This window comes from Mucilaginibacter polytrichastri, from assembly GCF_001911425.1.
Lineage (GTDB): Bacteria > Bacteroidota > Bacteroidia > Sphingobacteriales > Sphingobacteriaceae > Mucilaginibacter > Mucilaginibacter polytrichastri.
In genome coordinates this window covers 3,055,188-3,080,698 of record NZ_MPPL01000001.1, presented here as the reverse complement: position 1 = coordinate 3,080,698, position 25,511 = coordinate 3,055,188, and the positions used below count along the sequence as shown (strand labels likewise).

The window sequence follows — 25,511 nt, the reverse complement described above, 5'->3', positions numbered from 1 at the left end:
ATACATATCGTGCTTAATTGCTTGTTAAATTCAGTTAGCAAGTGTATTATTAACACTATAACCCTGCAAATAAAGTATCACTATTTGTTATTAATGTTGCTGTTTTAAAGATTGTAAATCATTAAGTTTGGTTGCCAATTGTAACCCGATGTTTAAGAAAACCCCTTTCTTAACAGAGATTATTAACGACTTAGCTGTCCATAATAGCGAAGCCGCTTACAAAGCTCTGTTTAATAATTTATTTAACCCACTAAGGCGATTTTCATTTTGCTTACTAAAATCACGCGAACTTGCCGAAGAGGTGGCCAGCGATGTATTGTTTATCCTTTGGCAACGCCGGGCCGAGCTGCCGCTGGTACAAAATGTTCATTCTTATGCTTTTATAATTGCGCGTAACCTGTCTTTAAACATCATCAAAAAAAATGCAAAGTCGGATGTTGTATCCATTAATGACATCAGCATAGATATATTTTTGGATAACGAAACACCCGAGCAGATCCTGATCAGCAGCGAACTTAAAAACCAAATAGAACACAGTATTAACCAACTGCCGCCCAAGGGCAAACTGGTGTTTAAATTAATAAAGGAGGATGGTTTTAGTTATAAGGAGGTTGCAGAAATACTCAACATTTCTGTTAAAACGGTTGATGCCCACCTGGTAGCTGCACTCAAAAAAATAACCGGTATTTTAAACAAAGAATTTAATCTGGTATAAATATTTACTTTCCTACTAGGGAGTTCGCCAGTTATTATTGTCTTACACATATAACCAATAATAATCCTCTTCCCGAACATGCCTCAGAGAACAGTAATTGAATTACTTGCGCTTAAACTTTCCGGCGAAGCTACGCCCGAAGATCTATCCGAATTGGATGATCTGATGGCTAAAAGCCCGGAATCTGTTTACCATGAGGAATTATTGAATCAACTTTTTCATAATAAAGAAGAAGCGGAAGACAACGAATATAACTACCATCTCCATCGCTTAAAATACCAGGATAAGCTGGTTTTTGCCGAACAAAATGTTACGGCGTTTAATCATTTCAAGGCGGGCAGGTATCTTGTTGCGGCATGCAGCCTGGTATTCATTTTAATTTTGGGCGGCTTGTTCACCTATCGCTCACAGCAACGTGCAATTGTGCCGGTTTACAATACAGCCATATTCTCGGGTGAAGGAATGCGTAAAAAAATGATCCTGCCTGATGGTACCCAGGTTTGGCTAAACTCAGACAGTAAGCTGGAATATGATAAAGATATGATGAGCCGCAGTACCCGCCAGGTACGCCTCATCGGCGAGGCCTACTTTGATGTAGCGCACGATAAAAAGCATCCCTTTATAATTGCTACCGATAAAATAAGTGTAAAGGTTTTGGGTACTGCTTTTAATATCAAAGCCTATCCTAAAGACAAGAAAACCGAAACCACACTGATAAGAGGTTCTATCGAACTTACCGTGAACAGCCAGAATGCCGAAAAAGTAATCCTTAAACCGGCAGAGAAATTTGCGCTGATTGATAATAAGGTAAAAGTATTAAATGTTGCCGCAGCTGCACAGCCCATCGTGACCATGATGATACAGAACGTATTGCCGGTGAAACTGGCAGGTAAAGAATATACCGAAGAAACATCGTGGGTGGATAACCAGCTGGTTTTTAATAATGAAACCTTTGAAGAAATAGCCCCCAAACTGGAACGCTGGTACAATATAAAATTAGATATCCGGAACAGTGAGGTTAACGCCTATCATTTTACCGGGGTTTTTGACAAAGAAGACTTAACTGAGGCATTAACGGCCATGAAATTAATTAAACCGTTCAACTTTAAAATTAAAGCCCATGACGTAACGATTTACTAAAAAAACAAAGCGGACAATGCGCCAACATTCTCCGCCTTGAACCCTAAAGCAGGGAATCCCTGCTATTTCAGATTTTTTACAATTAAGACTCAAAATTATGAAAATTGATAAACTATGCAATAAAGTTTTATCTATTGAAATTCTCTTTAAATTTTTCCCAAAAAAGGTCCTTTTAATGCTCAACTGGGTTGTAATATTTACTTTTTTAACATGCCTGAATGTAACTGCAAGCAGTTACTCTCAGGGTGTTAAGGTTAATATGGATATCCATGAGATGCAGCTTAAAAAAGCATTCAGTGTATTACAGCAAAAAGGTAAAATCAGACTATTATACAGCGAAGAAGACCTCTCTTTAGAGAAAGGGGTTTCGCTAACTGTTAAAGACACACCTGCCCTGGATGCATTGCAGCTGCTGTTAAAAGATACCAAATTAAAATACCAGGTATTTGGCGATGGTTTAGTGGTTATAGTAGCCCCTAAAACGGAAGCCATTGTTGATTTAACCATCAAAGGTATCGTAAAAGATGCCAAGGGCGAAACCCTCCCCGGTGTAGGTATCAAACTTAAAGGCACCAACATAGCTACTACTACAGATATACAAGGAAGTTACTCGCTAAAGGTGCCCAACAAAGGTGTACTGGTATTCTCTTATGTAGGCTACACCACACAGGAAGTTGAAATTAATGATGTTACCACCGTAAACATCACCCTGCAAAACGATGTGAAATCGCTGAGCGAGGTAGTGGTTACGGCCCTGGGTATCAGAAAAGAAAAGAAAGCCCTGGGTTATGCCGTTACCGAATTAAAAGGCCAGGAGTTTACCGAAGCCCGCAGCGTTAACGTAGCCAGTTCGCTGGAAGGTAAGGTGGCGGGTTTAAACCTGTCTATGCCTGCCACAGGGGCAAACGGTTCCAGCCGTATAACTATCCGTGGTAATGGGTCTATATCGGGCAATAACCAGCCGCTTATTGTGGTTGATGGTGTGCCCATTAATAATGATAATGCGTTATTGGGTTCTACGGTTTCTATCAGCAACGGAACCTACGCAGGTTCTGACAGGGGCGATGGGATCTCGAGCATTAACCCCGATGAAATTGAATCGGTGAGTGTACTTAAAGGCGCTACTGCTGCGGCACTATACGGTTCAAGGGCATCAAACGGTGCGATATTATTCACGACCAAATCTGCCAAGGCAGGTAAGGGTTTTGGTGTAGAGTTTAACGAGAACGCCGTTGTTGAAGATATTTTATACAAGCACTTTAACGATTACCAGTATGAATATGGTAGTGGTACAGGCGGTGTAAAACCAACTACGATAGCACAGGCCAAAACAGGTCGTTTTAGCTGGGGCGGTAAATTAGATGGTACCCAGGCCATGTTTTACGATGGTATTTTACGCCCTTATGTAGCGCAAAAAAATAATCTGAGTAATTTCTACAACATGGGTTCTTCATTCTCCAGCTCGTTTGCGTTAAGCGGTGCAAGTGATAACATCAGGTACCGTTTTTCCTACACCCGCTTAGATTATAAAGGCGTTTTACCAACCAATACTTTAAAGCGCGATAACTTTGCTTTAAACCTCAACGGTAACTCGGGCAAACACTTCAGTTTTGTATTGAACACCAAATACAGCGACGAAAAAAATCATAACAGGCCGCGTGTAAATGATTCGCCGGGTAATGCAGCATTTACGCTGGATGCCTTACCAACCTCGTTGGGTGTTGATGTATTAAGGCAATCTAAGTACGATGCCAACGGCTATGAACTGGCCTGGTCTGATAACACATTTACAACCAACCCTTACTACGCCGAGGAAGACTTTAAACAAGACGACAAAAAGCGAAGGCTGATCGGTTCATTCGAGCCTAAGTATCAGTTTACAGATTGGTTGTACGTAAAAGGCCGTTTTGGTATCGATCATTTTAACTATGATAATACCACTATTGAACCTTATGGTACCGCTTACGAAATTCGCGGTTTATACCAGGTAAACAAAAGAGATTTTACCGAAACCAATATGGAAGCCTTATTGGGTGTTAATAAAAACTTTGCTAAAGATTTTAATGTAAACGCATTAGTAGCAGGTAACTTAATGAAACAGGCTACCAATGCTAATGATTATGGCGGTACAAACGCCTTCAACATTCCTTTCTTTTACGACATCTCTAATATCGACCCTTCGGCGCGTACCCTGTCACAGGCATATATTGAAAAACGGATTAATTCGGTTTATTCGTCGGCAGAGATTTCTTACAAAAGCTTCCTGTATTTAACCGGTACTGCCCGTAACGATTGGTTCTCTACCCTTGCTAAAGGCAAAAACAGCCTGTTGTATCCATCAGTAGGTGGCAGCTTTGTGGTATCTGAGGCATTTAAATTGCCCAACGTGATCGATTACTTAAAGGTAAGAACCTCATGGGCACAATCTGGTGGTGATACCGACCCTTATAACCTGTCGCTGTATTACCAGTTAAACGGTGCGCATTTGGGTTCGCCAACTGCGGTCATCAGCAGTAGCCAAGTACCTAATCCAAACCTGCAGCCATTAACATCAACTACCACAGAGGCCGGTATCGAAACCCGTTTATTTAAAAATAGGTTAACACTCGATCTTACTTTTTATAATCGTAAAACCACTAACGATATCGTAGGCGCTACCATTTCGGGAGCATCTGGTTTTAATACAGCACTGTTTAACGTAGGCGCTATCAGCAATAAAGGTATTGAGTTGTTACTCGGTTTTACGCCGGTTAAAACCAACAGCTTTACCTGGGATGCTTCCATTAATATGGGCTACAACAAAAGCGAAGTGCTTAGTTTGTACGGTGGTTTAACCACCCTGCGTGTAGACCAGGGACGGTATGGTTCAGCCTTTATACAACAAACTGTGGGCTTGCCTTACAGCCAGATTGTTGGGTTTGATTTTAAACGCGATGCCGCGGGTAACATCGTTTATGATGCTTCCGGTTTACCGCTTCAGGGTAATTTAAAAAACTTTGGTTCGGGCGTATCGCCCTATCAATTGGGTTTTACCAATACATTCAGATACAAACGTTTATCGTTCAGCTTTTTGGTTGATGGTAAGTTTGGCGGTCACATTTACTCTGGTTCAAATGCATTTGCTTACCGCTTTGGTTTGGCTAAAGAAACTCTGGAAGGCCGCGAAGGCGGCATTGTAGGCAAGGGTGTAAACCAGGCCGGGCAGCCAAATACGGTAGCTGCAAACGCACAAGCTTATTGGGGCAACCTGTATAGTAAAATTGCAACCATCAATGTGTTTTCGTCAGATTTTATCAAGTTAAGGCAGGTGGTGCTGAATTACAGTATCCCTAATTCGAAACTTAAAGGCACGCCAATTAAGGATGTTTCTTTAGGGCTGGTAGGGCGTAACCTGTTTACATTGATGAAACGGATCCCGAACATCGATCCGGAATCTACCTATAACAGCAGTAACGCACAGGGGCTTGAGTATGCCGGTGCACCCGCAACAAGGACGCTTGGTTTAAACCTAAACGTTAAGTTCTAACAAAATTTTAATGGGTTTAAGGATGATTCATAAACCGGTCATTCAGCCCTAAAAAACTACGATCATGACAAAGAGAATTTCGATTATATTTTGCCTGATGATATTGTTGGGATCTTGTACTAAAGATTTCCAAAAAATCAATGTCGACCCTAACAAGCCATCAACAGTACCGATAGATTATCTGCTGGGCGAATCCCAGCTTATGGTAGCCGGATCAAACGATGCCGGTGGAAAATCATGGCGGCCAAACATTGCCAATGCAGCCTGTATTATACAACAAATGGCATCAACAGATGCCGGCTTTTACGGCGGTAACTTTTACACCAGCGCCAGCAACACCTTTACAGCTTATTTCGATTCGGCTTATCCAAATGATATCAAAAGTCTGGTAAACTTAATTAACCAGGCCCAAGCAGATCCTAAAAATGTGAATGTGCTATCTATGGCACGCATATTAAAGGTGATGGACTTTGAGAAAATTACCGATCTGTATGGCGATGTGCCTTATTCTGAGGCAGGCAGGGCTTTTCTGGATAATAATTTTACGCCTAAATATGATGCCCAAAAGGATATTTACGCAGATATGCTGAAAGAGCTGGACCAGGCTGCAGTGGCTTTAAGCCCCACAGCTTATATACCAACCAAGGCAGATTATATATACAGTGGTGATGTTGCCAAATGGAAGCGCGCTGCTTATACGATAATGCTGCGTTTAGCTTTAAGGCTTCAAAAAATAGACCCGGCTTCGGCTGCTACATGGAGCGCTAAAGCGGTTGCAGGAGGTATAATAGCCAGCAATGATGAAACCATTGCTATTCGCTACGATAATACAGGTGCGCAGTTAAACTCAAACCCTAACTCGTGGATCTTTAACCCAAGCGGGCAAAATGTATCTGCTGTAAATGGTGCGCTATGGTCTAAAACGTTGATTGATATGATGCTGAGCCGCAAGGACCCGCGTTTAAATATTATCTCGGCTTTAAAAGGCGGTGATACCACTACTGCTAAGCAATTGGGTTTACCTAACGCAACTGATGCCAATGGTTTAACCAAGTTGCCGGTTACCGTGCTTGATAATTACTCCCGCCCGTCAACCCCTATGATTGCCCTGGCTAATTCATGGATTTTTATGAGCTACGCCGAAGCTAAACTACTATTGGCCGAAGCCATTGAAAGAGGTTATGTAACCACAGGCGGCCTTGCTGCCGATGCTTTTAAAGACGGACAATTAAGCGCCTTAAAACAGGTATCTATTTACGGGTTAACACCAAGCGCAGCAGGTATGGCCAATTATGCTGCTAAAAACCCATATCCTGCAGCCGGCACCATTGACGATAAGATGAAAGCCATCCATACCGAAATATTTTTACTGGATGCTGCTACCTTTAATCATATCGAAGCATGGGCCAACTGGAGAAGAAGCGGTTACCCGGTATTGGTAAATCTTAACCCGGTTGGTAATGAAACCAACGGAACTATACCACGTAGGTTAAAATACCCAACAAGCGAATATGGTGTAAACCCTAACATTACTACAGCTATTAGCCGCCAGGGAGCTGACCTGTTTACCACCCGGGTTTGGTGGGATAAGCAATAACCTACCAATAATTAAATACGCTGATTATGAAAGATAACCGCAGGGATTTTATTAAGAAGACTGCTTCGCTGGCCGCGGCACTCTCTTTGGGCGGAACGGTTGTTTCGGCAGCCGATATCCTTAATATTGCTGATGAACATACCAGGCAGGCAAAGGCGCAGGCCGCTTATGCCCGCGATGCCGGTATGCATTTATGCGAAGCCTATTTTGCAGGGATGGAAGAGCGCAAAATTGCCCTTACCAAACAAATGGACGTACTAGGGGCTGTAGGTGGTATTAACGCCAAACTGGCCGGCCCCGATGCCAAACCCTGGGATTATGAGGCTATTAAAGCCACGGTTGATGCCTGGGATAAGGTAGGTTTAAAACTCCGGGTAATTGAAGGCCCCCCATCGCTTGGCGAAAAAACCAAGCTGGGTTTGGAAGGGCGTGATGAGGAGATAGCCAACTTTATTACCTTTATGAAAAACCTGTCTAAGGCAGGCATTGATACCATTTGCTATAACTGGATGCCGGTTGTAAGCTGGTTTCGTACCAGTATGGATAAGCCGGGCCGGGGCGGAGCATTGGTTACCGCTTTTGATTATAATGATATTAAGGATGCTCCAATAACCAAATACGGCGTGGTAACCAAAGAAATCCTTTGGAAAAACCTGGAATATTTTATGAAGGCGGTAGTGCCCGAAGCAGAAAAGGCCGGTATAAAACTGGCCCTGCACCCGGACGACCCGCAGGTGGATAGTATTAAAGGGATCTCACGAATTATGACCACAGTACCCAATTTTGACAGGGCATTGAAATTGTATCCGAGCCCGAATAATGGGATCACCATGTGCCAGGGTAATTTCTCGCTGATGGGGGTTGATATCCCAACTACGGTACACCATTTTGGTAAAGAGAAGATCCATTTTGTACACTTCCGCAATGTACGCGGCGGCAAGTTTAAGTTCGAGGAGACTTTCCACGACGAAGGCCAGATTGATATGTACAAAGCGATGGAGGCGTATTATGATATCGGCTTTAAAGGGCCGCTTCGGCCAGATCACGTACCAACCATGGCCGGAGATAGTAATTCGTTCCCTGGATACAGCACCATCGGTATTTTATATGCCCATGGTTATATCCGCGGCTTAATGGATGCTGTGGTAAGAAATAAAAACAGATCTTAAAACTTTGTATATTGATTGATTACTTGTTTGTAGTTGCGGCCGGCCTGATAAGTCCGGTCGCATTGCAATTTCACGGCAACGCATCTATCCAGTAAAAAACCAATTAAAAACCAACCAAATATGAACAAAAGAATTGCACTGGCTGCCCTGTTAATTATGGGGAGCTCTTTTGCCCGGGCGCAACGGGTAGGTTCTTCGCCCGAATATATTAAAACCCTGACGGCTAACTGGAAAGGCGAACGTTTTGCCGATGGCCGCCCCAAAGTATCCGACGCATTGCTGGCTCGCCTGAAAAACATTTCGATAGAAGAGGCCTGGGGGGTGCTGAAGAATAAAGGTTTCTCTAATCAATTTGAAGGCGATTGGCAGATCATTACACCTGATAGCGCCATGGTGGGCCGTGTAGTTACGGCACAATACATGCCATCACGGCCGGATCTGATCTCTGTTGTACAGGAACAGGGTAAGGCAGAAGGGCGCGGACAGCAAGGCGGCACCAACTCGTGGCCTATTGATATTTTAACCGATGGTGATGTTTACGTGGCTGATGGTTACGGTAAAATGGCCGACGGTACTTTAATTGGCGATAACCTGGGTAACTCTATATATGCCAAATCGCACCGGGGCGTAATTTTTTACGGTTCTGTACGCGATGTAGAAGGGCTGAGCGAGATCAAAGGCTTTAATGCCTGGATCAAAGGCAGCGATCCATCATATATTAAAGAAATGATGCTGACCTCGATTAATGCACCAATCCGCGTGGGTAGGGCAGTAGTATTACCCGGCGATGTGGTTTTAGCTAAAAAATACGGAGCCATATTTATTCCTGCCTATTTGGTGCAAGACCTGGTGCTGACATCGGAAGTTACCGAACTGCGCGACGAATTTGGCCACCAACGCCTGCGCGAAAAAAAATACCTGACCGGGCAAATTGACAGCAAATGGAGCGATGATATTAAGAAAGACTTTTTAGACTGGCTGAAGCATTACCCGGGCAAATTACCGATGACTCAAAAAGAACTGGACGAGTACATGAAAGATCGTAACTACTAATACAGCGTTCAGCAAGCCAATAGCAAAACCATATAGCCAATCATAAATTGATGAAATGAAAAGTATTACGATATATAAAATAGCCATAGGGGTAGCCATAGTGTGTTTAATAGGTGGTTTAGGCATGGCCATCAGTGGCAATGGCGCCAAAGCAGGCCCGCTGCTCATCGCCTTTTTTGTGATCCTTGCACTTGGCTTCCGTGGGTACGAATTGTTGAAAGGCTTTGTTTACACCATTACAATTTTTGCGGCCGTAACTACAGCCTTATATTACCCGCAATACTTTGTAGAGGCAGGCGGCTTTAAATTCTCTAAACTAATAACGCCGCTCATCCAGATCATTATGTTTGGTATGGGTACATCCATGAGCTTTCATGATTTTGTGGGCGTGGTTAAAATGCCGAAAGGGGTTTTCATCGGTGTGTTCAGCCACTTTTTAATTATGCCTTTAATAGGTTTTACACTGGCAAGCGCAAGTGGTTTCCCGCCAGAGATTGCTGCCGGTATTATTCTCATAGGTTGCTCGCCTAATGGCATGGCATCTAATGTAATTTCTTACCTGGCTAAGGCTAACCTGGCGCTTTCTATTACCATTACAGCCGTATCAACCTTACTGGCCCCATTAATGACACCGCTTTTAATGAAATTCTTTGCAGGCGCATTTGTCCATATCGATGTTTTAAGCATGATGTGGGATATTATTAAAATGGTGATTTTACCAATTACCGCAGGTTTGGTATTTAATAAATTCCTGACTGGTAAAGCAACCTGGCTGGATAAGGCTATGCCGCTTGTATCTATGTTTGGTATCGCGTTTATCATCGTCATTATAACGGCAGCAGGGCGCGATAGCTTATTGTCGATCGGGCCGTTGTTGATCTTGTTGGTATTGATCCATAATCTGGCGGGTTACTTCCTGGGCTATTGGTCGGGCAGGCTGTTTAAAATGAGTGAGCGCGATTGCCGTACCATAGCCATTGAGGTTGGTATGCAAAATGGCGGGCTGGCATCCGGTTTGGCTAAAGAGATGGGTAAGATGGCAACCGTTGGCCTTGCGCCGGCTGTATTTGGCCCGCTGATGAATGTAACGGGTTCAATCCTGGCATCGTGGTGGCACCGCAAACCTCCCATGTCGAACGGTGATAATCAGAATCCGGCTATCGACCATCAGCCCGAAGTGGTGATTTAATGTCTATCTTGTATTAGAAAACCACTTACATGAAACTTCGTATTTTAACATTTATACTAATTGTAGCATTTTGTTATAGTTGTAGTAATGGATATAGACAAGTTGCCGATACCGATTGGCCGAAGTATGGAGGAGATAATTTCGGTAGCCGTTACTCACCGCTTAGTCAGATCAATAAGGATAATGTTAAAGATTTAAAGATTGCCTGGAGTTACGAAACCGGCGACAATAAGGATACGACCAAAAGGCCCATCAACCTGCAATGCCAGCCCATTGTGGTGCATGGCATTATGTATGGCACATCGCCCCGGTTAAAGGCTTTTGCTGTTGAAGCCAGTACCGGGAAAGAGCTTTGGCGTATCGACCCGTATAAAAATATAGAGCCGGTTTACCATCCCAGCCGTGGAGTTACTTATTGGGAAAACGGGAACGACAAGCGGATCTTGTATGCCGCAGGCAATTATGTTTATGCCTTAAATGCCTCAACAGGTAAACCGATTGACAGCTTTGCCGATCATGGCAAACTGGATATTTATACCGGCCTGGGCGATGGCCTGGATCACGATGTACATAAGCAATTTGTAACCGGTACAACACCCGGCATCGTTTATAAAAACACCTACATCATGAGCACCATGGCCACCGAAAGCGGCGACGCAGCACCGGGACCAATCCGCGCTTTTGATGTAGTTACCGGGAAACTAAAATGGGTTTTCCATACCATACCCTTACCCGGCGAATATGGTTACGATACCTGGCCACCGGGCGCTTATAAATATATGGGCGGTGCCAATAACTGGTCGGGTTTAACGCTGGATGAAAAACGGGGTACGGTGTACCTGGGTACAGGCTCGCCCTCTGTTGATTACTATGGCGCAGTGCGCCATGGTACCAACCTGTTTGCCAATTGTGTTTTGGCGTTAGATGCCGAAACCGGTAAACGTAAATGGCATTTCCAAACCATACACCACGATCTTTGGGACCGCGATATCCCCGCGCCGCCAAACCTGCTTACTGTTAAGCACAATGGTAAGATGGTAGATGCCGTAGCAGTGGCCGGCAAAGACGGGTTAATTTACGTGCTCGACCGCGATAGCGGCAAGCCGCTGTTCCCGGTTGTGGAAAATGCTGTGCCCACCAGCCCGGCTTTAAAAGGAGAGCAGCCATGGCCAACGCAGCCTTCCCCGATTAAACCTGCGCCATTCTCTACCCAATACATCACCGAAAAAGACCTGACCGACCTGACACCCGAAGACCACCAGTTTGCATTAGATCGTTTTTTAACCACTTCGCGAGGCACAAGTAAATTTATGCCACCAAGTAAGGATGGCACTATTGTATTTGGCATTGGTGGCGGAGCAGAGTGGGGCGGCGAAGCCACAGACCCTAAAGGTATTATGTATGTTAACGGTAACAACATGCCCTGGGATTTAAAACTGATGGAACTGGAAGCCTTTAACAGGGAAACTTCATCTAAAGGCAAAGCCTTGTTTATGCAAAACTGCGCCGTTTGCCACGGTGCCGACCGCAAAGGCGGGCAGGATTACCCAAGCCTGGTTGATATCGGCAAAAAGATGCCTAAAGAGAAAATTATTGGCATCATTACAACAGGTAATGGGCGGATGCCATCCTTTAAGCATCTATCTTATATGGAACGCTACAATATCATTGCCTTCCTCACCAATAACGAAAAGAACAAGATTGGTACCGATGCCCCGCACAATATTCCCGAACCAAAAGCGAATGCAAAGGTTGTTGCAAATAAACCGGGCGAAGCCGTTAAGTTTCCGTACGAATCACCTTATGTGAGCAATGGCTTTTTACAGTTTCGCGCGCCAAGCGGTTACCCGGCCACTAAACCACCATGGGGCACGCTAAATGCCATAGACCTTAATACCGGCGACTATGTATGGAAGGTGCCCTTGGGCGAATATGAAAAGCTTACAGCAAAAGGCATCAAACCAACAGGAACCGAAAACCACGGCGGCATGGTTGTTACCGCAGGCGGTTTGGTATTTATAGCCGCCACAGAAGATGAAATGATAAGGGCGTTTGATAAAGATAACGGCAAGGTACTATGGAAATACAAGTTGCCCGCAGGGGGCTTTGCCACACCAATTACTTATGCCATTGATGGTAAACAGTATGTAGTAATAGCATGCGGCGGTACACGCTACCATTTAAAACCGGGCGGTTCATTTGTGGCATTTGCGCTGCCATGATTTTACCTAAGCCTGTAATTCAGTTTATCCGGAGGGATAAAAAAAGACATCGTATAAATGATGAATAAGCGATATATTGAGGCACTTATGACGCTTAAAAAAAACCTGCAAAAATTAATCGTAGCGCTGTTGCTAGTTCATTGCTTTCAATCGGCATCTGCTCAAAAAGCGGTTATTACAAACCCTATTGTACCCGGATACTTTGCCGACCCTACCATTATTAAAGATAAAGGCATTTTTTACATCTATGCCACCATTGACCCCTGGGGCGGTAAAGAGTTGGGCGTACTAACCACCAAAGACTTCATCAGCTTTAAAACAGAACATATTAACTGGCCAACTAAAGCGGCATGCACCAGCCCTACGTCAAACAACTCAATGGTATGGGCGCCTAGCATAAGGAAAGCTACTGACGGCAAGTATTACATGTATGTAGCTGTTGGCAGCGAAATATGGGCAGGCGTGAGCGATAAACCGCTTGGCCCCTGGAAAAACGCGAAAGCCGATAATACACCTTTAATTGCAGGTAATGCATACCCGGGTGTGCACAATATTGATGCAGATTGTTTTATTGATACCGATGGCCAGGCTTATTTATACTGGGGGTCTGGCTTTAATTGGGTAAACGGGCATTGCATGGCGGTTAAGCTAAAAAAAGACATGGTTACATTTGATGGCACGCCGGTAGAAATTACACCTCCGCATTACTTCGAGGCCCCGCACATGGTTAAGCGAAAAGGCCTGTATTATTTAATGTACTCTTACGGTAAAGCTATTGATTCCACTTATCAAATAAGATATGCTATTGGCAAAACCCCGTTCGGCCCCTGGATGGAAGGCAAAGACGATCCCATCCTTTCAACAGATCTAAGCCATAAAACCACAGGCCCCGGCCATCATACTGTTTTTACGGAGAACGGGCAGTACTATATTTTGTACCACCGCATACACCCGCAAGACAAAGAATATGTGTTGCGCGAACTATGCCTGGATAGCCTTAATTTTGATACCAAAGGAAATATTTTGAAGATCAAGCCATCAGCCGGCGTAAAACCATTTGCCCATTAACAGCGGCAAATGGTTTTATAATTCGGCTTTGGCTGCCATCAGGTCTTGTATAAACTGGGTTGGCGTTTTGCCGTATTCCTTTTTAAAGGCCTTAGTAAAGTACGATTGTGTTTGCATGCCCAACCGGTAAATTACTTCGGTTAGCGGTATAGATATATCGTACTTCAATTAAATTGAAATGCCTCAATTGTACAGTTGGATGTACAAATGAGGCATTTCTGTTATAGCGAAATATTCATGATCTGTATATTTACCCGGCTCATAATTTTGCTGAATATTACCGCATGGTTAATTCGATAGCAAACGCAGAACATTATGTATGGGGCAACCAATGCGACGGCTGGCACCTGCTTAAGTCGGATACGCTGAGTGTGATCCAGGAGCGCATGCCGCCCGGAACTGCCGAGCTGTACCACTTTCACTATAAAGCCCGGCAGGTATTTTACATTTTGCAGGGGCAGGCAACGTTTAATATAGCAGGTGAGGCTGTTGTGGTTAATGCAGGCGAAAGTATTCATATCCCGGCTTTGACAAAGCACAGTATCAGTAACCAAAATTCGGAAGATCTCAGTATTATTGTTATCTCGGAACCTAAAGCACATGGCGACCGGGAAAATATTGGCTAACAATCAAAAATATAAATCAATGAGCAATTCAACAGAAGCCGTAGCGCACAATACTTATTTTGAAGGCAAAGTACAAAGCCTTGGGTTGGACACCGAATACGGCAAAGCAACCTTGGGTGTGATGAAAAAAGGGGCTTATGAATTTGGTACTTCTACACCAGAGAAGATCACTATTGTAGCAGGTGAGGCCACTATAAGTGTCGACAATGTTAATTATACCAGATATACAGCTGATGATGTGATCCTTCTGGAGGCCAACATCAAGTTTCAAATTGTATGCGATACCGACCTGGCCTACATTTGCTATTATGAATAAAGGTTTGCACTGGCATTATACCACCAAACTACGCTCGCAAACAGTGCTGAAGAGCTGCCCGAGTTTAATCAAAGCCTTCTCAATTTTAGGCTCCCACAAGTTGGTATAGCTGATGCGCAGGTAATTTGGGTAATCGCCATTAGCCGAAAATAGCTCGCCGGGGGCATAGTTTACATCTTTGCTGTAAGCTTCGTCCTGCAATTTTACGGTGTTTAAAACCTCGGGCAATTCAACCCAGATCACCATGCCGCCAATAGGGCGGCTGATCTTGGTGCCTTCCGGAAAATGCTGCTCAATTAAGGCGGTGGTCCGCACCAGGTTTTTATGCAGCTCCAGCCTGAACTTTTGTAAATGGCGGTCGTAAGTACCCGACTCCAATAGCTGCTGCACCACCTGCTGACTAAAGTTGGAGGTTGAGCCGTTATGCATGGATTTAACCCGCGCCACCTGATGCACAAATCGCCCCGGTGCGCACCAGCCAATCCTAAAGCCGGGCACCAGCGTTTTGGTGAAAGAGTTGCAGTACATTACCCAGCCATGCTCGTCATATGCCTTAATGGTATCTGGCCGGCTGCCATTAAAAAACAGTTCGCCGTACAGGTCATCTTCAATAACGGGCATTTTCTGCTCGTTGGCAAAGGCAGCAACCTGCTTTTTCTGTTCGGTGCTTAAACTGGCACCATCGGGATTGTTAAAGTTGCTTACCAGTAAACAGGCTTTAATGTTCAACTTTTTGCAGGCATCTTTTAAATCGGCTAGTTCAATGCCGGTTTCCGGGTGGGAGGGGATGGTTACAACCTTTAAATCCAGGCATTCCAGGGCCTGCATAATGCCATAGTAACATGGGTCTTGCACCAATACGGTATCGCCCGGTTTGGTTACCGTTTTAAGGCAGCAAATTATGGCTTCCATACAGCCGTTGGTAATAATTAATTCGTCGGCGTGGATAGCGCCTTTCCAAAAGAAAGAGCGTTTGGCTATTTCTTCGCGTAATTGCTGGTTGCCTTTACGCTGTTCCAGCTTTAAATAACTGCCGCTAATATCCCGTGATGTATTCTGTATCGCGCGTTTAATACTGTTAAAGGGCAACAGCCGGTTATCGGGCATGGCATTGGCAAAAGATACGAAGCCCCGGCCTATACCGTCTCGTCTCAGGTTCTGCAACAACTGGTCGATGTGTACCGTCCTTTCCGAAAATGAAACAGGCAAAGGTTGCGGTACCGGTAATATTTTACCCGAGCGATGGTTTACAAAATAGCCGGATTTTTCCTGCGAAATAACCAGCCCTTTATCAATCAGGTAATTAAAAGCCTGTAGTACAGTGCCAATGCTCAGGCCGTGCTCTTTATGTAAATTGCGTAGCGAGGGGAGCTTGTCTTCGGCTTTATAAATGCCGCTCTCAATCATCCGGGCAATTTTATTAGCCAGGCTTATATACGCAGGTTCCTTCATGCCGGTAAAGGTAATCTGTTATAGTTCAATAAACAAAATTTGCATCTGTTGTTATTCTTAAAAGTTAGTAGTATTAACAATGCCATTGTTTCCCCCTTTTAAGTGGAAAAATACTGTCTGTGCATGTTGCAAAAACTTTAATAAGGGGTAGAATTTAGGCTGAGCATAATTGTGGGTACACGGTAGCTCGGGATGGGGGCGTTTGGGAGGTGTTTGGGGCAGGGAGGGGGGGTGTTAGTACAGTCGTCCAGATTGCTTTTGCAAACCCCTCCCTAACCCTCCCAGGGAAGTGAATAAATAGCGGACTATTGGATCAGCACCTGCCTGAAGGCGATGCTGTCGCCTTTAAAGGTGTCAAAATCTACCGCGTGTTTAATGCCATTTACGGTTGCCTTGCTGGAGTGTTGCCAAAACTGCCATTTGGCAGCCTGGTTAACCTGGTCTTCGGGTTTATCGTAGTGGGCAATCCATAGCGGGTATTCATCAAAGTAGCCTTTCAGGTAATCGGTGTAAAAGCTAAGGCCAGAATAGATCATCGGTTTCACCGGGCTGCGGTATTTGAGGTAAGACAGGCAAGCATCCAGTTCAATGCGCATCTGGGCAGGCGATACGCCATCCAGCTTTTCAATATCAACCACAAGCGGCATATCGCTTCGCTCTAGTTTAGCAGTTTTTAAAAACCATTTTGCCTGCACCTTCCCATTATGCTCGGGCCTGAAAAAATGATAGGCACCGCAGATAATACCCGTTTTGGCAGCCTCGCGCCAATTGCGCTGAAAGGAGGGGTCTATAAAGTTTTGTCCGTCGGTTGCCTTAATAAAGGCAAAGCTAATGTGCAGCCCATTCTCATCCATGGCTTTTACCTTCGGCCAGTCAATTTTTCCCTGGGCATAAGATACATCGATGCCATGTATGGTATATTTTTCGGCCACGTGTATATTGAAACTCTTATAATTGCGGTAATTGGTGTCTTCGCCAATATCATTGATCCAGTGCCAGGTCGCGGTAAAAGCGCCAACCACATATTTATAGTAAAACGGTGAAAATAAGATCAGCATTAGTACGGCTATCACAATGGCCAGGTAACCAGAGCGCTTTCTTTCTGCCTTTTGAGGCACAGCTTTGGGTTTGGCAGGCCGCTTAGCTACCGGCTTTTTTCTGGCAACAGGAGTTTTGGCAGCAGGAATAGCAGGTTTTTTTGGGGCTGTGGTCACGGTGCAAATTTAGCTCAATTGCGCTTAACCCGGAGACGGATTTTAAGAAATGCATTAAAAAAATTCTAAATCTGTTAATACACAAACACATTTGTTTTTACTTCTGTCAATAGCTTTTCTGTGGATGAATGAATTACAATGGCCTGTTAACAGGAGATATTTATAATAGGGCTAAGTTGCTTTATTTATCAAAAAACTATTTTAAAGCATGTTTTTTGCTGATTTTTTAATTAGATAGCCATGCTTAAAAAGTATATTTGTTTATGGCCAAAATAAAGGTTGCAGGTTTAAGCCTGTTATGCATTTTACTGCTCACTTCCTTTAAAACATATCCGGATAAGCGGCAGTTTTTAATAATGGGTTTTGGTATTGTAGAACTTTTTACCTCCGAAGGGAATGCCAGTTGCCCGCCTGCCGACCAAACGCTCATTCGTTTAAGTAAAGAATTTGCCGGCAAACCTGTTTATCTGCTGAGTTTCCATGTTGATTACTGGGATAACAAAGGCTGGAAAGACCAATATAGCGACCGCGCCTATACCGAACGCCAGCGCTATTACAACAAAATATTGCACACCGACGCTTACACCCCACAAGCCGTTTTTAATGGCAAAAAAGAGATGATCGGGTCTGAAACAGATAACCTGCGTACCCTCATCAAAGCATCTTTAAAAGTATTTACATCTAACGTAATCAGCATTGCGGCGGCTATATCCGGCAATCAGCTTACGGTTAATTACCAGCTGCACTCGGTATCTGATGATGACCTTGTTAATGTAGCCATTGTACAAGAGCACGCAACAGACCGCGTAACAGGTGGCGAAAACCGGGGCACAACCATGAGCCATGTTAATGTAGTACGTAATTTTAAAACCGTTAACGCAAAGTTGAACGGCGGCACACAACTTACCATTCCGCCAGATCTGTATGGCATCCCGTTCCGTATCATTACCTATATTCAAAGTAAAAGCACCGGCGAAGTTATTGCAGGTAATACGGTGGTTATCGGTTCGCACCAGGTAATTACCGTACGTAAAGGCCAATAAGCGTATCTATCAAAATAGATACACCATCTTAATTGCTTGTTTTTAATAAATTGATTTACTTGCAGCTGCAATTCTGCCTGTAAGCCTAACCAATGAGAAAGAAAAACAACCTGCTATTGCTGCTTGCTATTTGTGCCGTTCAAGGTGCATCAGCCCAAAGTAAAGACATTTACCATAAGGGGTGGATCGACTTTAACAAGAACGGTAAAAAGGATGTATTTGAAGATCCGCAGCAACCCATAGATAAACGTGTAACCGACCTGCTGTCGCAAATGACGGTAGAAGAAAAAACCTGCCAGATGGCTACCCTGTATGGGTATAAAAGGGTTTTAAAAGACGAAATGCCGGTACCCAACTGGAAGAACGAAGTTTGGAAAGATGGCATAGCCAATATTGATGAAGAACTGAACAGCCTTACATCATACACCGATAACGCACAATCGCAATACTCATTCCCTTACAGCAAACATGCCGAAGCTATTAATACCATACAGCATTGGTTTGTAGAACAAACGCGCATTGGTATCCCGGTCGATTTTACTAACGAAGGTATCCACGGCTTAAATCATGATCGTGCTACCTCCCTGCCTGCACCAATTGGTATAGGCAGCACCTGGGATAAAAACCTAGTGAGGCAGGCCGGGCAAACCGTAGGTCGTGAGGCTAAAGCACTGGGTTATACTAATATTTACGCACCCATCCTCGATCCCGCCCGCGACCAGCGCTGGGGCCGTGTAGTGGAATGCTATGGCGAAGACCCGTTTCATATTGCCGAAATGGGTAAGCAAATGGTATTGGGTATCCAGGAAGAAGGTGTGGCTGCCACATTAAAGCATTTTGCCGTTTACAGCGTTCCCAAAGGCGGCCGCGATGGCAATGCCCGTACAGACCCGCATGTGGCACCGCGCGAGATGTACCAGATCTACCTTTATCCTTTCCGCAGGGTAATTCAGGAAGCGCACCCCTTGGGTGTAATGAGCAGTTATAACGATTGGGACGGCGTGCCCATAACCGGCAGCCATTATTTTTTGACAGAGTTGCTTCGCGAAAAATTTGGCTTCAATGGGTATGTGGTTTCTGATAGTGAAGCCGCCGAGTTTTTATACAGCAAGCACCACGTAGCCGAAGATTATAAGGAAGCCGTACGGCAGGTGGTAGAAGCAGGGCTTAATGTGCGCACCAATTTTACCATGCCGCAAACCTATATTATGCCGCTGCGCGAGTTGATTAAAGAAGGCAAACTTTCTATGAAAACCATCGACTCGCGAGTGGGCGATGTGCTGCGGGTTAAGTTTAAGCTGGGCTTGTTTGATAACCCGTATGTAGCCGACCCTAAAGCTGCCGATAAAATTGTGCATACAGCAGCATCAACAGCAATGGGTTTAGAGCTGAACCGGGAGAGCATGGTGTTGCTGAAAAACGAAAATAATTTACTGCCCCTCGATTTGAATAAAACCAAGCGGATACTGGTAACCGGCCCGCTGGCTGAGGAAACCAATTACGCCATCAGTCGTTACGGCCCTTCGCACAACCCGGTAACCAGCGTATTAAAGGGCATACAAGATTATGTTGGTGATAAAGGCCTGGTAGTGGGTGCCAAAGGCTGCGATATTATTGACGCTACCTGGCCCGAGAGCGAATTGATTGAAACGCCGCTGACTGATAAAGAGCAGATAGAAATTAATAATGCCGTTAATCAGGCTAAAAATGTAGATGTAATTATAGCCGTGGTAGGCGAGGATGCCAAGCGTGTGGGCGAAAGTTTATCGCGTACCGGGCTTGGCTTACCGGGCCGCCAGCTCAAATTAATCCAGGCCTTACAAGCCACTGGCAAGCCGGTTATTATGGTAATGATAAACGGGCAACCGTTAACCATCAATTGGGAAAACAGGTATGTGCCTGCCATTTTGGAAGCCTGGTTCCCCGGCCCCGAGAGCGGTAAGGTAATTGCAGAGACGCTTTTTGGCGATAACAACCCCGGTGGTAAGCTGCCCATTACTTTCCCCAAAACTGTGGGGCAGATCGAGTTGAATTTTCCTTTTAAACCTGCTTCGCAGGCAGATCAGCCTACATCTGGGCCAAACGGTTATGGTAAAACCAGTGTTAACGGTGCGCTGTATCCCTTTGGTTATGGTTTAAGTTATACTACGTTTGCGTATAGTAATTTGCAGGTAACGCCGAGTATGGCCAATAGCCAGGCAGATATACAGGTATCGGTACAGGTTACCAACACAGGCAAAGTAAAAGGCGACGATGTGGTGCAGCTTTACTTAAAGGACAAGGTAAGCAGTGTAACTACTTATGAGTTTGATCTGCGTGGCTTTGAGCGGGTTAAACTGGCCCCCGGCGAAACAAAAACGGTAAACTTTACCTTACACCCCGACGATTTGGCTTTACTGGATAAAAACATGAACTGGACGGTTGAACCCGGCGCTTTCGAAGTAATGATTGGCAGCTCGTCTGAAGATATTAAGCTAAAACAGGAGTTTGTAATTGAACAGTAATCATAAGGGGAGGCCACAAAATGTCTCCCGCTATGGTTTTATATCAACTGCTGAAATGATTGATGGTGATCATACGCCAGGGATAAAGTATAAATACGCATAGTTGAGTATCGGTATTTTTACGCTTTAATCGGCTTTTGGTTTGGTGCAACTTTGTATTGTCAGTTCGAAACAACGGGTTAAGCAACTTAATTTCGGGCAGATAGGAAAACTCAGACATCCTTAAAAAGCAGAGAAAACCAAACTAAAAACCAAATTTATCATGTCAACATTTATCCCAGGCGGAAGTTATGCTAAAACTTCAAAAGGTATTAAAAGCACCTTGTTTTGCCAATCAAAAAAAAGAAATCAAACCAGCATTCCTGCCGAGTTAGATCTTACCACGCTTTCACAAGCTAACGTAGAAAACCTTGACGGTTACCTGGTAAACCAACCAGGTAGCGCAGCGCCCAAAGGTTATGTACCTGGTGGCAGCTATGCTATTACCTCAACCGGCGAAGTCGTTATCTTATCGGCACAATGCCAGAAAAAAGATCAAAGCTGGCAATATTCAACTTTGGATATTACGCATTTGGCATCCGGTAAAACACTATCAAATATCGACGGTGTTTTAACAGTAGACTAAAACGCTTTTTTGACCGTTAAAATCTCCATAGTTTTAACGGTATATTAATCCCTGATAACTTAATTTGCCCGTGTAAGGGCAAGTAAGTTATCGGGGATTTTCCATAATATGCGAGGCATGTGTGTATAGTTTACTGAATATTGTGTTTCTGAAGCAACCGCGCCTGCAAAAGGTGGTATTAAAGCAGATACCGTAGGTTGCTGGTTTAAAGAATTGAAGCGATCGCGCTATGCTTATGGCTGGTTAGGACGGTTAAGGATAGCAGCTTAAAAGAGGTATGGCAGCACGGTTATGTAATTAAAGGCCAATCTGTGGTTTACCTTTATGCCGATAAAAAGAACCCCGGTAAAAAACAGGGTTGTAGAGAGCTTTGAACATAAGCCGGCAGCTGCTGCCGATGTAAAGTAAGCATTTAGTAATTTTCCACAAGTTTCATGCTTATTTGTTGCCCTAATAAGGTTATTGTATGGTATTGCCCATATTTTACCTGATGTTATACACATTACTTCATTTTAAATCATTTATGAGAAGTGTCGAAATGTATTTTTATAATTCGTATTTATTGATAGACTTGCAAAACCAATTGTAAATTTAACGCATGCAGAGATATACCGGGCAGAAAAGAATATTAGTAGCTGTTGATTGTATTGTATTTGGTTTTGATGGCAGCAGCATAAAACTGTTACTGGTAAAACGGTCTATAGAACCTCATAAAAATAAGTATAGCCTCATGGGCGGCTTTATCCAGCCCGACGAAACACCCAACGAAGCCGCTAACCGGGTACTGGAATACCGTACCGGGCTTAAAAATGTTTACCTGGAACAATTAAATGTGTTTGGCGACCCAAGCCGCGACCCTGTAGAGCGGACTCTATCTATTGCCTACTTCGCGCTGATCGATATTAACAAGTACGAGAAACAATTGAATGATGAGTTTCATGCTGAGTGGTTTTTGCTGACAGAAATGCCCGACCTGATATTTGACCATACAGAAATGGTACGTATGGCTAAAAAACAGTTGCGTTATAAAGCTGCGTTGCATCCTATCCTATTTCACCTGCTGCCAGAGCGTTTTACCATACCGCAGTTGCAATCGCTTTATGAGGGTATTTTCCAGGCTAAGTTTGATGATCGTAATTTTAGCCGTAAGGTACTATCTACCGGCTTATTGGTTAAACTGCCCGAAAAAGACAAGCAATCATCAAAAAAGGGGGCATTTTATTATAAACTTAACCAAACAGAATACCTGGAAAACTTCGAATCATTCCTCAACTTTGTACCCAACCCCGATAAGTTACTTACAGATAACCTGTAACCCTAAACAAGATTTTTTGGCAGTTTGATTAAAAAGCTGGTTCCACTTTCGGCGTCAGATAATACATCGATCGTACCCTTGTGCTTTTCTATGATCCCAAACACGATAGATAAGCCAAGGCCGGTACCTTCGCCAACATCTTTGGTGGTAAAAAAAGGTTCGTACATACGTTGTTTTACCCCATCTGGTATGCCGGGCCCGGTGTCACTTACCTCCACGCTAATGTAATCCACGTGGTCGTTAGTGGTTATCGAGATGCTTTCATGATAATGAATGCTTTTGCTTTTTATAGCCTGTATAGCATTGGTAATTAAATTAATGAGCACCTGGCCAATTTTACCCGGGTAGCAATTAATAAGTGGGAGTTTATTAAGTACAGGGGTAATGGCAATGTAGGCAGGTGTTGTGCTGCGTAAAATAACCAGGGTATTAAGTACGGCCTTATTAATATCAGCCATTCTAAGGCTTTGCTCATCGGTACGGCTAAAGGTACGCAGGCTGTCAACAATTTCTGTGGTACGGTTAGCGCCTTCTTCAATGCCTTCCAGTAAGGTTAATATTTCTTGCTGTATATATTTAATATCTATCTGGTTGCGGTAGTTAATAACGAGCTTGCGCAGCTCTTCATTATGCGGTTCGTTTTCGAGGGCAATGTATTTATCAATCAGGTTAAACACTTCTATAAAATCCAGGCGTAAAGGGTTTACGTTAGAGCTTACAAAGTTGATAGGGTTGTTTATTTCGTGCGCAATACCTGCAGTTAACTGCCCCAGCGAAGCCATTTTTTCGGTATCAACCAGTTGCCTTTGTGCCGCTTGCTGGTTTTCTATACTTTTTGAGAGGTTCAGGTTGCTTGCAATCAATTCGCGGGTACGGGCATTAACCATGTTTTCGAGAATGAGGTTTTGCTCGGTGATCAGCCTTTCGTTTTCAAGCGCTATGGCGAGGGAGGCCATCTGCGATTCATTTTTTTGTCGCCTGTAAAAATTAATTTTATCTGCCAGCGCTACAGAAAACAAGATAAGTTCGAGCGCCGATCCATACAGGATGATGTTGCCGGTAAAGGTATTGTATTGGATAAGCCCCTGGTTACGGGCTACGGAAGATATGATGGACAGGAAAAAGAACGTCCACCCGAACATGAAAAATTTGGCTGGTTTAAAGCCCTCTAAATATAATGTAGTACCGATAATGATGAGCGATACGGATATAGTTAAAGCGCTTATGCTGATAAGGTTATAGGCCAAATGGGTGTTGCCAATTACAATTGCCAGCAGGGGAGAGGTGTACAATAAAAAAAGTAACAAAAAAAATAAGTTAAGCGCTTTGCCATTGCGCCTGATGTGTAAAAACTCATAAACGAACATGAGAATAGAATAACCGAAAAATATACGGGTTAACGGTATAACGATATCATTAATAACAGATTTATTGCCGCTGATAAAATTAGTGCCATAGCCCTTAAGCAATATTTGATTTAAGCCTAAAAATATAATGTAGGATACATAATACAGGTAGCTGATATCTTTAACTATAATTAATAAGAGCAGGTTATATATCGCCATAATAATGATAATGCCAATAAACCCGCCCATGGCAATATTTTGCATACTTACACTTTGCAGAAACTCATTGGCGCTGTAAACCTGTATGGGTATCACGGTGTTTAAATTGCTCTTTACACGTAAAAAGATGGTACGGGTAGAGTCTGGGTAGATAATACAATTAATGTGGATTAAATTCTGCTCAAGCTGGTTTAAATTATAGTGCGGCGCATCGGTACGCAGATGTACAAATTTATTGCTGTTGGGGTACCTGAAATACAGGTCAAAATCGTCAATTACGCTGCTGGTGATAGAAAAAGGGATAAATGGCTGGGTGGTATTATTTTTTAACGCCAGCTTTAACCAGATAACTTTGGTAGAATAATCAACGAATGGAATTGGTTGATCGCTGTGGTGAAACTTTTTGCTGTTTGCTACGTCTTGTATGTTATAAGTACCTTCGGGGTCGTTAAGTAAGGTATAATAATTATTAGCAATAAATTTGGCATCGCCTTCGTTAACCTTAAGGGTGTCGATGGCGAAAGCGGTTGTAGTAAATTGAATTAAAAGAAGTAATAAGACTATAAACCGGCTCATTTATTATAATAATGGAAAATATATCGACTAAACTCGACACGCAATATAATAATTAACTTACTATTGTTTTTTTAGTAAAAAAACACTCAGTTTTGCACCTTAACTAACCACAATTTATGCAATACGGCGTACTATATGTCGATGATGAAATCAATAATCTGAATAGCTTTAAAGCCGCATTCAGACGCGATTTTACGATTTTTACCGCACAATCTGCCAAAGAAGGGCGGAAAATCCTGGACAATAACGAGATCGGCGTGATTATTACCGATCAACGGATGCCTCTGATGACCGGCATCGAATTTCTTGAATCTATTTTACCGGTGTATCCCGATACCATCCGCATTTTATTAACCGGCTTTGCCGATATTAATGCCGTGATGGATGCTATTAACCGTGGCCAGGTTTATAAATACCTGGTTAAGCCGTGGCAAAATGAAGAGTTGAAGATGTACATACAAAATGCACTCGAAATTTATCATTTGCGCCGCGAGAACAAAGAGCTGGCACAAAAGCTAAAACTAGCCAATATCGAACTCGAAAACTTATTGAAATCTCAATAGAGTAAAACAATAGGATATTTAAAATACCCGCTA

The 25,511-nt window shown here is 43.6% G+C and carries 20 protein-coding genes; 16 read left to right on the top strand and 4 right to left on the bottom strand.

Going from position 1 to position 25,511, the window contains the following annotated elements; translation table 11 throughout:
• The first annotated feature begins 148 nt into the window (after positions 1-148).
• From RG47T_RS13140 to RG47T_RS13100, 9 genes are all read left to right on the top strand, one after another.
• Positions 149-715 (top strand): sigma-70 family RNA polymerase sigma factor, encoded by a 567-nt coding sequence (locus RG47T_RS13140; RefSeq protein WP_074489899.1) that lies wholly within the window; start codon positions 149-151, stop codon positions 713-715.
• A 78-nt stretch (positions 716-793) separates the two neighbouring features.
• Positions 794-1,855: a FecR family protein gene (locus RG47T_RS13135; RefSeq protein ID WP_074489898.1), complete on the top strand. Its 1,062-nt coding sequence runs from the start codon at positions 794-796 to the stop codon at positions 1,853-1,855.
• A 175-nt stretch (positions 1,856-2,030) separates the two neighbouring features.
• The gene (locus tag RG47T_RS13130) at positions 2,031-5,381 is read left to right on the top strand and encodes a SusC/RagA family TonB-linked outer membrane protein (RefSeq protein ID WP_083627564.1); all 3,351 of its coding nucleotides are present in this window, start codon (positions 2,031-2,033) and stop codon (positions 5,379-5,381) included.
• Positions 5,382-5,445: 64 nt separating this feature from the next.
• Complete coding sequence (locus tag RG47T_RS13125) at positions 5,446-6,978, top strand: SusD/RagB family nutrient-binding outer membrane lipoprotein (RefSeq protein WP_074489897.1); 1,533 nt, start codon at positions 5,446-5,448, stop codon at positions 6,976-6,978.
• Positions 6,979-7,004: 26 nt separating this feature from the next.
• Positions 7,005-8,147, top strand: a complete 1,143-nt coding sequence (locus RG47T_RS13120) for a mannonate dehydratase (RefSeq protein WP_074489896.1) — start codon at positions 7,005-7,007, stop codon at positions 8,145-8,147.
• Between the two features lie 120 nt (positions 8,148-8,267).
• Positions 8,268-9,200, top strand: coding sequence for an RraA family protein (locus tag RG47T_RS13115; protein ID WP_074489895.1), 933 nt, complete (start codon positions 8,268-8,270; stop codon positions 9,198-9,200).
• Between the two features lie 55 nt (positions 9,201-9,255).
• Entirely contained in the window at positions 9,256-10,389 is a 1,134-nt protein-coding gene (locus tag RG47T_RS13110) for a bile acid:sodium symporter family protein (RefSeq protein ID WP_171972525.1), read from the top strand.
• Positions 10,390-10,418: 29 nt separating this feature from the next.
• Positions 10,419-12,611, top strand: coding sequence for an outer membrane protein assembly factor BamB family protein (locus RG47T_RS13105; RefSeq protein ID WP_074489894.1), 2,193 nt, complete (start codon positions 10,419-10,421; stop codon positions 12,609-12,611).
• 87 nt (positions 12,612-12,698) lie between these two features.
• A complete protein-coding gene (locus RG47T_RS13100; protein ID WP_091690986.1) occupies positions 12,699-13,679 on the top strand; it encodes a family 43 glycosylhydrolase in 981 nt (326 codons plus the stop codon).
• Between the two features lie 15 nt (positions 13,680-13,694).
• Here RG47T_RS13100 and RG47T_RS13095 read toward each other — a convergent pair whose 3' ends face one another.
• A complete protein-coding gene (locus RG47T_RS13095) occupies positions 13,695-13,847 on the bottom strand; it encodes a helix-turn-helix domain-containing protein (RefSeq protein WP_083627399.1) in 153 nt (50 codons plus the stop codon).
• A gap of 116 nt (positions 13,848-13,963) precedes the next feature.
• Between RG47T_RS13095 and RG47T_RS13090 the strand changes: the two genes are divergently transcribed.
• Both RG47T_RS13090 and RG47T_RS13085 read left to right on the top strand, forming a co-directional pair.
• The gene (locus RG47T_RS13090; protein ID WP_074489892.1) at positions 13,964-14,305 is read left to right on the top strand and encodes a cupin domain-containing protein; all 342 of its coding nucleotides are present in this window, start codon (positions 13,964-13,966) and stop codon (positions 14,303-14,305) included.
• A 19-nt stretch (positions 14,306-14,324) separates the two neighbouring features.
• Positions 14,325-14,621 carry a pyrimidine/purine nucleoside phosphorylase gene (locus tag RG47T_RS13085; RefSeq protein ID WP_074493406.1) on the top strand — a complete coding sequence of 99 codons (297 nt, stop codon included), beginning with the start codon at positions 14,325-14,327 and terminating at the stop codon, positions 14,619-14,621.
• 15 nt (positions 14,622-14,636) lie between these two features.
• Here RG47T_RS13085 and RG47T_RS13080 read toward each other — a convergent pair whose 3' ends face one another.
• Entirely contained in the window at positions 14,637-16,073 is a 1,437-nt protein-coding gene (locus tag RG47T_RS13080; RefSeq protein ID WP_074489891.1) for an aminotransferase-like domain-containing protein, read from the bottom strand.
• 305 nt (positions 16,074-16,378) lie between these two features.
• A complete protein-coding gene (locus RG47T_RS13075) occupies positions 16,379-17,287 on the bottom strand; it encodes a glycoside hydrolase family 25 protein (RefSeq protein ID WP_245770867.1) in 909 nt (302 codons plus the stop codon).
• Positions 17,288-17,550: 263 nt separating this feature from the next.
• Here RG47T_RS13075 and RG47T_RS13070 point away from each other — a divergent pair, with 263 nt between their 5' ends.
• The 4 genes from RG47T_RS13070 to RG47T_RS13050 all read left to right on the top strand — a co-directional run bounded on the left by RG47T_RS13070 (position 17,551) and on the right by RG47T_RS13050 (position 22,774).
• Positions 17,551-18,330: a DUF1223 domain-containing protein gene (locus tag RG47T_RS13070; protein ID WP_074489890.1), complete on the top strand. Its 780-nt coding sequence runs from the start codon at positions 17,551-17,553 to the stop codon at positions 18,328-18,330.
• 92 nt (positions 18,331-18,422) lie between these two features.
• Positions 18,423-20,834, top strand: a complete 2,412-nt coding sequence (locus RG47T_RS13065) for a glycoside hydrolase family 3 N-terminal domain-containing protein (protein ID WP_074489889.1) — start codon at positions 18,423-18,425, stop codon at positions 20,832-20,834.
• A gap of 262 nt (positions 20,835-21,096) precedes the next feature.
• Entirely contained in the window at positions 21,097-21,459 is a 363-nt protein-coding gene (locus RG47T_RS13060; protein ID WP_074489888.1) for a hypothetical protein, read from the top strand.
• A gap of 598 nt (positions 21,460-22,057) precedes the next feature.
• Complete coding sequence (locus RG47T_RS13050; protein WP_074489886.1) at positions 22,058-22,774, top strand: NUDIX hydrolase; 717 nt, start codon at positions 22,058-22,060, stop codon at positions 22,772-22,774.
• A 2-nt stretch (positions 22,775-22,776) separates the two neighbouring features.
• Here the strand turns inward: RG47T_RS13050 and RG47T_RS13045 are convergent, their stop codons facing one another.
• Positions 22,777-24,915: a sensor histidine kinase gene (locus RG47T_RS13045; protein ID WP_074489885.1), complete on the bottom strand. Its 2,139-nt coding sequence runs from the start codon at positions 24,913-24,915 to the stop codon at positions 22,777-22,779.
• A 116-nt stretch (positions 24,916-25,031) separates the two neighbouring features.
• Here RG47T_RS13045 and RG47T_RS13040 point away from each other — a divergent pair, with 116 nt between their 5' ends.
• Positions 25,032-25,478, top strand: coding sequence for a response regulator (locus tag RG47T_RS13040; protein ID WP_074489884.1), 447 nt, complete (start codon positions 25,032-25,034; stop codon positions 25,476-25,478).
• Positions 25,479-25,511: the final 33 nt, after the last annotated feature.